The organism is Pararhizobium sp. IMCC3301, assembly GCF_030758315.1.
In the GTDB taxonomy this organism is placed as follows: Bacteria; Pseudomonadota; Alphaproteobacteria; order Rhizobiales.
In genome coordinates this window covers 2,062,622-2,070,000 of the sequence record NZ_CP132336.1, presented here as the reverse complement: position 1 = coordinate 2,070,000, position 7,379 = coordinate 2,062,622, and the positions used below count along the sequence as shown (strand labels likewise).

Here is a 7,379-nt window from a genome sequence, read left to right as displayed (position 1 = left end):
CCGGTCTTTGGGCAACCAGAGGCCGGGGGCACAGACCAGGGGGTTGCGACTGTTTATCAAAAACACAGGGCTCTGCGAAGCCGCAAGGCGACGTATAGGGTCTGACGCCTGCCCGGTGCTGGAAGGTTAAAAGGAGAGGTGCAAGCCTTGAATTGAAGCCCCAGTAAACGGCGGCCGTAACTATGACGGTCCTAAGGTAGCGAAATTCCTTGTCGGGTAAGTTCCGACCTGCACGAATGGCGTAACGACTTCCCCGCTGTCTCCAGCATAGACTCAGTGAAATTGAATTCCCCGTGAAGATGCGGGGTAACTGCGGTTAGACGGAAAGACCCCGTGCACCTTTACTACAACTTTACACTGGCATTTGTAACGGCATGTGTAGGATAGGCGGTAGACTATGAACCTTGGGCGCTAGCTTAGGGGGAGTCATCCTTGAAATACCGCCCTTATCGTTATGACTGTCTAACCGCGGCCCGTTATCCGGGTCCGAGACATTGTATGGTGGGTAGTTTGACTGGGGCGGTCGCCTCCTAAAGAGTAACGGAGGCGCGCGATGGTGGGCTCAGACCGGTCGGAAATCGGTCGTTGAGTGCAATGGCATAAGCCTGCCTGACTGCGAGACTGACAAGTCGAGCAGAGACGAAAGTCGGTCATAGTGATCCGGTGGTCCCGAGTGGAAGGGCCATCGCTCAACGGATAAAAGGTACGCCGGGGATAACAGGCTGATGATGCCCAAGAGTCCATATCGACGGCATTGTTTGGCACCTCGATGTCGGCTCATCACATCCTGGGGCTGGAGCAGGTCCCAAGGGTTTGGCTGTTCGCCAATTAAAGTGGTACGTGAGCTGGGTTCAGAACGTCGTGAGACAGTTCGGTCCCTATCTGCCGTGGTCGTAGGAGAATTGATAGGATCTGCCCCTAGTACGAGAGGACCGGGGTGGACGTACCTCTGGTGGACCTGTTGTTGCGCCAGCAGCATTGCAGGGTAGCTATGTACGGTCGGGATAACCGCTGAAAGCATCTAAGCGGGAAACCCACCTAGAGATAAGTTCTCCCTTGAGAATCGTGGAAGACCACCACGTTGATAGGCTGGGTGTGGAAGTGCCGTAAGGCATGAAGCTTACCAGTACTAATAATTCGATTGGCTTGATTACTCTCATTAATCAATGCTCATCCCTGCCGGATTGATCTGGACTGATCCTGATTGATTTGGCACAGGATGCGACATACGCATCAAGACCAGTTTTCATACATCAAGTGACTGCATTTTGTCGGTCTGGTGGTTATGGCGTGGAGCCTAAACCCGATCCCATTCCGAACTCGGCCGTTAAACTCCACAGCGCCAATGGTACTTCGTCTTAAGGCGCGGGAGAGTAGGACGCTGCCAGACCTGCAAAATGCAGTCGCTTCATGAGATGTCTTCTTTTACAGTATCGAAAAACCCCGCGCCTTGCCTTTCCGGCAGGCGCGGGGTTTTTTGTGTTTTGAATTCCGGTTAGAGCATCAGGCAGGCGATGCTTGCCATTTTGTCGGCCGGGAAAACGATAACGTAAAGTATCTTGCGCAGATATGTCCTGGACGATTGCTTTCGCTCTCGGCAGGAAAAAACCATCGCTTCATGAGTTCGGAAGGCGGGGTCAAATCAGGCGCAATTGCCTATATTCTGATCGAAACCGCAAAACTGAATGGCGTTGAACCGCAAGCATGGTGAACTGGCACCCTCGCCAGCATCGTCGATCACAAAATTAGCCATATCGATGATCTGCTTCTTTGGCGTTAGGCTGGCAGTGCAACTGGCGAAGCCAACGCTACAGCCTTGGAGGGTTACGTCGCTCAGATATCACCAAACAGATAAAGCAGAATTACCGAAAACAACGGATAGCGGTAATTTTAACACATACAACTGAATTCGGGAATGATAGGCCTGAAGACTATCTGAAAACCCGATTCGGAGCATTTATGAACCGGTACGCCTTAAGCGGATTTTTAATCGCACTTTCGACCTCCCTGGCATTTTCTGAAGAAATGCCAAGCATGGATTATCAATTGACCGAGGATGCTCCTCACCAACGCGACATAAAGTGGGATGCTTATTTCACGACCTTTGGCGGCTACAATTGGTCGATATTTGAGGACGGTGGATATAATGAAAATTTTGAGGATTTCAGCTACGGCGCGCGTGCATCCGGTGCTTATAATTTTGAAAATGGTGTGAGTGTACAGAAGGACCTTGTCTACAATCGCGATGATTGGGGTATTGACGCTGACCTGGGCTTTTTCGGGAATGGGGGCGTAAGTTCAACGGATATGGATGCGGCAACCCACATTTATACCCAGACAGACACTTACCTGTTCGGCGCAATAGGACAGATTGGAAAGACAAACTTCGACTTTGGTGTGTTGAGCCAGGAGACAAATCGCTTCTATTTGGGCGGTGAGGCTCAAGGGTATTTTGGTGCCTTCACAATTTATGGCCAGGCTGGCTACGAGAAGACAAAGACAGATGGCATAGGTTTCTTTGGCTCCGGTGGTTTTTCCAGCGATGGTATCGTCGCGTCACTGGAAGGAAGGTACTTTTTTACCGACAACTGGCGTTTTGATGTAAAGGGTGCTTACACGTTTCAGAAATTTGATATTGCGGACCTGGAGTTGGATGCCTGGACCTTCTCAGCCGGTACTGAATACAAGTTTACTGACACGCCATTCAGCCTCACCAGTGATGTGTCCTGGTCGCTGCAGGACAATGAGGGTCTTGTATCAGAGCGCATGACGGCTCTCGTAGGCATTAAAATGAACCTTGGTGCCGAAACCCTCAAATCCCGTGATAGAAGTGGCGCAACTCTGGATCCTTTCGAAGCGCAACAACCGATTGAAGCATTTTTCGGTTTTGGTCCGATCTAGTCATAGTGCTCCCAGTGGGCTGCCCGGGCTGAAAATTGTCATCTCTGAACCGGACCCGCTACGGCGGGTCTTTTCGTATGAAAATACGGCAACCACAGACGCAGTTTTGGATGTATCATGCGCATCGCCGCAGCCAGAAAACGAAAACTGCCTCGAAAAGGTAATCATCCCAAGTTTCATGGGGTTTGTTTCCGGGCTTAACGCGGGCTGTTTCAGTTTCATGGCAGGGGTTTTACCGCCGATTGCCACGTTGGGTCGTTGGTTGCTGTATTTCCATCACCAGAGCGTGGCGGAGTTCTGCGTCTTCTTGAATGTCTGGAAGATGTATCGACCGCGCCACTCGTGGCGAACCATGCGATTGTAACACTTGATGTGAGCATTCTGCTGCGGCCTTCCCGGTTGGATGTAGCACAGCCCGACAGAGCCGTGACAGTCAGGAATACATTGACATCGCCTTGTTGTTGCCGCACCAGAATTTCATTCCAACGACACCACATCACGGATTCATTCATGACCTCATTGCCAAAAACACCCTCCTTTCGGCTTGATGGCCGCCGCGCGCTCGTAACGGGGGCTTCCCGTGGCATCGGACTGGGGGCGGCTGTGGCGCTGGCGGAAGCCGGGGCGCATGTGGTTCTGGCGGCGCGCGGTGCGCAGCAATTGCAGGATGTTCTGGCGGCGCTTCAGGCGGACGGTCGTTCAGTCAGCAGTCTTGTTCTTGATGTCGCTGATGCATCGGCGGCGCAATTGGCGATAGAGGCAGAAATGGCCGCTAACGGCCCGTTTGATGTACTAGTCAACAATGCCGGTCTTGCCAGGCATTCGCCCTTTCTGGAGACAAAGGCCGAGGATTTTGATGCTGTATTCGATGTGAATGTGCGCGGTACCTATTTTGTCGCTCAGACCATCGCCCGCGCTATGGTGGCGCATGGCATTGCCGGCTCTATCATCCAGACATCGTCGCAGATGGGGCTTGTCGGTGGCCAGGACCGGGCGGTTTATGCTGCCACCAAACACGCCATCGAAGGACTGACAAAATCCATGGCGATTGAACTGGGTCCGCATAATATCCGCGTCAACACGCTGGCCCCGACCTTTATCAAGACACCGCTGACGGAGCAGACCTTTTCCAATCCGGAGCGTGTCGCCTGGATTAAATCAAAGATCAAACTCGACCGCATCGGCGAAATCGAAGACATTATGGGCGCTGTGCTGTTTCTCGCCAGCGACGCCTCTGCCATGGTGACCGGGATTCCGCTGCTGGTGGATGGCGGATGGACTGCGGACTGAGCGCGCTTTGCGCTGCAGCAAAAGCAAGCTATACCAGCGCTCTCGATTTATGCTCCCGTCACCAGGTAACAGGTGCTTCATGAATGCTCCACTTTCCAAAAAGGACGCGCCGGCGCAGGCTGGGTTCACTTGGGAGGATCCCTTCCTGCTCAGCGAACAACTGAGCGAAGATGAACGGCTTATCAGCGAAGCGGCACGGGCTTTTGCCGCCGAAAAACTTCAACCGCGCATTGTCGATGCTTATGCACGCGAAGAGAGTGATCCGGCGATTTTCACCGAAATGGGCGCCATGGGGCTGCTTGGTCCGACCCTTCCGGAAGCTTATGGCGGCTCCGATGCGGGATATGTTAGCTATGGGCTGATAGCGCGCGAGGTGGAGCGGGTCGACAGCGGATACCGCTCGATGATGAGCGTGCAATCCTCTCTGGTGATGTATCCGATCTTTACCTATGGCTCGGAGCAGCAGAGGCAGAAATTTCTGCCAAAGCTGGCCAGCGGTGAGTGGATCGGCTGCTTCGGCCTTACCGAACCGGATGCCGGATCAGACCCCGGGGCGATGAAAAGCCGGGCCGTCCGGACGGCCGATGGCTATCGCCTCAACGGCACCAAAATGTGGATCTCCAATTCCCCGATTGCCGACGTGTTTGTGGTCTGGGCAAAGTCGGAAGCCCATGACAATGCAATCCGCGGATTTGTTCTGGAAAAGGGCATGGCCGGGCTGAGCGCACCCAGGATCGGCAATAAATTGTCGTTGCGCGCCTCAATTACCGGCGAAATCGTCATGGATAATGTCGAAGTGACAGAGGCAGCACTGCTGCCCAATGTGTCCGGTCTGAAAGGGCCGTTCGGCTGTCTCAACCGGGCGCGTTACGGCATTGGCTGGGGGGTGATGGGGGCAGCGGAAGATTGCTGGCACCGCGCCCGCAACTACGGGCTTGAGCGCAAGCAGTTCAACCGGCCTTTGGCGGCAACTCAATTGTTCCAGAAAAAACTGGCAGACATGCAGACCGAAATTGCTCTTGGACTGCAGGCTGCTTTGCGTGTTGGCCGGTTGATGGATGAGGGCCGCAGCACGCCGGAAATGATCTCGCTGATCAAGCGCAACAATTGCGGCAAGGCGCTGGACATTGCCCGTCAGGCGCGGGACATGCATGGCGGCAACGGAATTTCGGGCGAGTATCATGTCATGCGACACGCCCAGAATCTGGAAACCGTCAACACTTATGAAGGCACTCATGATGTGCATGCCCTGATTCTGGGACGCGCCCAGACAGGATTGCAGGCATTTTACTAGAGCCTGGCTTATACCCTCCCGAAAAAGGCTTCTGCATGTCTGAAAAACCGCTTTCCGGCCTGAAGGTCCTGGATCTGTCCCGCGTGCTGGCCGGACCGTTTGCTGGACAGTTGCTGGCCGATCTTGGTGCGATTGTCGTCAAGGTGGAAAGCCCGCAGGGCGATGATACGCGCGGCTGGGGACCGCCATTTATCGACCGGCAGGACGGTAGCCGGGATGCCGCCTATTTTCACAGCTGCAACCGCGGCAAACACTCACTGGTGGCGGATTTGCGTAACAGTGATGATCTTGCCAATGTTCATGCGCTTGCGGCCAAGGCCGATGTTGTCATTGAAAATTTTAAAGTTGGCGGGCTGAAGAAATTCGGTCTTGACCATGCGACGCTCTGCAACCGCCATCCGGCTCTGATTTACTGCTCGATTACCGGGTTCGGCCACAGCGGGCCTAAATCCCATCAGGCTGGTTATGACATCATGATTCAGGGCCTTTCGGGGATCATGTCGATTACCGGAGAAGCGTCCGGCCCGCCGCAGAAAATTGGTATGGCCTTTGCCGATATTTTCACCGGACTTTATTCTGTGATCGCCATCCAGGCTGGGCTGGCGGCGCGGGCGCGGTCCGGCAAGGGCGAGTTTATCGATATGGCGCTGTTCGATTGCATGACAGGTGTGCTGGCCAATCAGGCGATGAATTATCTGGCCTCTGGCATTGTCCCGGCGCGCATGGGCAACGCGCATCCGAATATCGTGCCGTATCAGGCGTTCGCGGTGGCCGATGGTTATGTCATTGTGGCCGTCGGCAATGACGGCCAGTTCAGACGTTTTTGCCGGGTTCTGGGACGGGACGAGCTTGCGCAGGATGCCCGGTTTGCGACCAATCCGGATCGTGTCCGCAACCGTGTCGAACTGATCGCGATGCTTGAAGCGGAATTGCAAAAATGTTCGCGCGATGACTTACTGGCAGCGCTTGAAACCGCGACAGTGCCGGCCGGCCCGATCCACGATGTCGGCGAGGCGCTGAATGATCCCCAGCTGTTGCATCGCGGAATGGTGGTGGAGCGACAGGGTATCCCCGGTGTTGCCAGTCCGATTCATCTGAGCGGTCAGGCGATGGCCGCTGATCTGGCGTCGCCGACCCTTGGCAATATCAGCTTCGAGGAGGCCGGCAAACTGTTCGCCGCGGTTTGAAAAACCCTCTCGACGGGTGGCGCCGGACTGCGCTAGAAGAAGCGCATGACACAAAATATTGATCTCCTTTGCCCGGTTCTGACCCGCGCTCCCGTCGTCCCGGTTCTCATTATTGAAGATGCGAACACGGCTGTTTCCCTTGCGCGTGCGCTTGTAGCCGGCGGTCTGACCGCGCTGGAAGTGACCCTGCGCACGCCAGCGGCACTGGATGCGATTCGCGCCATCGCCGATGAAGTCGAAGGCGCTGATATCGGCGCGGGCACGGTTCTGACGCCAAAGCAGCTGGAGGCTTGCGTCAAAGCCGGCGCCAGATTTCTGGTCAGCCCGGGTTGCGCGCCCAATTTGCTGGATGCTGCCAAAGACAGTCCTGCGCCGCTGCTGCCAGGGGTGGCAACCGCCAGCGAAGCGATGCAGATCATGGAACGCGGCTATACTTATATGAAATTTTTTCCCGCTGAGCAGGCGGGCGGGGCGCCCTATCTGAAAGCCCTGTCCTCACCATTGGCGGATCTGCGGTTTTGCCCGACCGGTGGTGTGTCGCTGAAGAATGCCAGCGATTATCTGGCCCTGCCGAATGTGATTTGTGTCGGTGGATCATGGGTTGCGCCGAAACAGTCCGTTATCGACGGTGACTGGCAGACGATTGAGAATCTGGCGCGGGAAGCAGCCAAGCTCGGACAGTAAGCGGTGCGGGGCAAAACAAATGG

Annotated in this window: 6 protein-coding genes, 2 rRNA genes and 1 pseudogene (1 of these 9 cut by a window edge); 8 read left to right on the top strand and 1 reads right to left on the bottom strand. The window is 55.1% G+C overall.

Going from position 1 to position 7,379, the window contains the following annotated elements:
• The 4 genes from RAL88_RS10035 to RAL88_RS10020 all read left to right on the top strand — a co-directional run.
• Positions 1 to 1,154: ribosomal RNA gene (locus RAL88_RS10035) — 23S ribosomal RNA — on the top strand (it extends 1,599 nt beyond the left edge of the window).
• A 121-nt stretch (positions 1,155 to 1,275) separates the two neighbouring features.
• A 5S ribosomal RNA gene (rrf, locus tag RAL88_RS10030) occupies positions 1,276 to 1,390 on the top strand.
• Between the two features lie 228 nt (positions 1,391 to 1,618).
• Positions 1,619 to 1,711 carry a transposase domain-containing protein gene (locus RAL88_RS10025; RefSeq protein ID WP_306269221.1) on the top strand — a complete coding sequence of 31 codons (93 nt, stop codon included), beginning with the start codon at positions 1,619 to 1,621 and terminating at the stop codon, positions 1,709 to 1,711.
• Between the two features lie 248 nt (positions 1,712 to 1,959).
• Positions 1,960 to 2,901: a hypothetical protein gene (locus RAL88_RS10020; RefSeq protein WP_306269219.1), complete on the top strand. Its 942-nt coding sequence runs from the start codon at positions 1,960 to 1,962 to the stop codon at positions 2,899 to 2,901.
• Between the two features lie 201 nt (positions 2,902 to 3,102).
• Here RAL88_RS10020 and RAL88_RS10015 read toward each other — a convergent pair.
• A pseudogene (locus tag RAL88_RS10015) lies at positions 3,103 to 3,324 on the bottom strand (integrase core domain-containing protein); the annotation flags it as partial.
• An 87-nt stretch (positions 3,325 to 3,411) separates the two neighbouring features.
• On the opposite strand from RAL88_RS10015, the gene RAL88_RS10010 reads away from it, so the two are divergent.
• The 4 genes from RAL88_RS10010 (at position 3,412) to RAL88_RS09995 (ending at position 7,356) form a co-directional block, all read left to right on the top strand.
• Positions 3,412 to 4,191, top strand: a complete 780-nt coding sequence (locus RAL88_RS10010) for an SDR family NAD(P)-dependent oxidoreductase (protein ID WP_306269217.1) — start codon at positions 3,412 to 3,414, stop codon at positions 4,189 to 4,191.
• A gap of 79 nt (positions 4,192 to 4,270) precedes the next feature.
• On the top strand, positions 4,271 to 5,485 hold the full coding sequence (locus tag RAL88_RS10005; RefSeq protein WP_306269215.1) for an acyl-CoA dehydrogenase: 1,215 nt from the start codon (positions 4,271 to 4,273) through the stop codon (positions 5,483 to 5,485).
• Between the two features lie 35 nt (positions 5,486 to 5,520).
• Positions 5,521 to 6,672: a CaiB/BaiF CoA-transferase family protein gene (locus RAL88_RS10000; protein ID WP_306269213.1), complete on the top strand. Its 1,152-nt coding sequence runs from the start codon at positions 5,521 to 5,523 to the stop codon at positions 6,670 to 6,672.
• 45 nt (positions 6,673 to 6,717) lie between these two features.
• Positions 6,718 to 7,356 carry a 2-dehydro-3-deoxy-phosphogluconate aldolase gene (locus RAL88_RS09995; RefSeq protein WP_306269212.1) on the top strand — a complete coding sequence of 213 codons (639 nt, stop codon included), beginning with the start codon at positions 6,718 to 6,720 and terminating at the stop codon, positions 7,354 to 7,356.
• Positions 7,357 to 7,379 lie beyond the last annotated feature (23 nt).

Coding starts and splice junctions, on each gene's coding strand:
- RAL88_RS10020 (WP_306269219.1), top strand. CDS start 1,960: ATGAACCGGTACGCCTTAAGCGGATTTTTAATCGCACTTTCGACCTCC.
- RAL88_RS10010 (WP_306269217.1), top strand. CDS start 3,412: ATGACCTCATTGCCAAAAACACCCTCCTTTCGGCTTGATGGCCGCCGC.
- RAL88_RS09995 (WP_306269212.1), top strand. CDS start 6,718: ATGACACAAAATATTGATCTCCTTTGCCCGGTTCTGACCCGCGCTCCC.
- RAL88_RS10005 (WP_306269215.1), top strand. CDS start 4,271: ATGAATGCTCCACTTTCCAAAAAGGACGCGCCGGCGCAGGCTGGGTTC.
- RAL88_RS10025 (WP_306269221.1), top strand. CDS start 1,619: ATGAGTTCGGAAGGCGGGGTCAAATCAGGCGCAATTGCCTATATTCTG.
- RAL88_RS10000 (WP_306269213.1), top strand. CDS start 5,521: ATGTCTGAAAAACCGCTTTCCGGCCTGAAGGTCCTGGATCTGTCCCGC.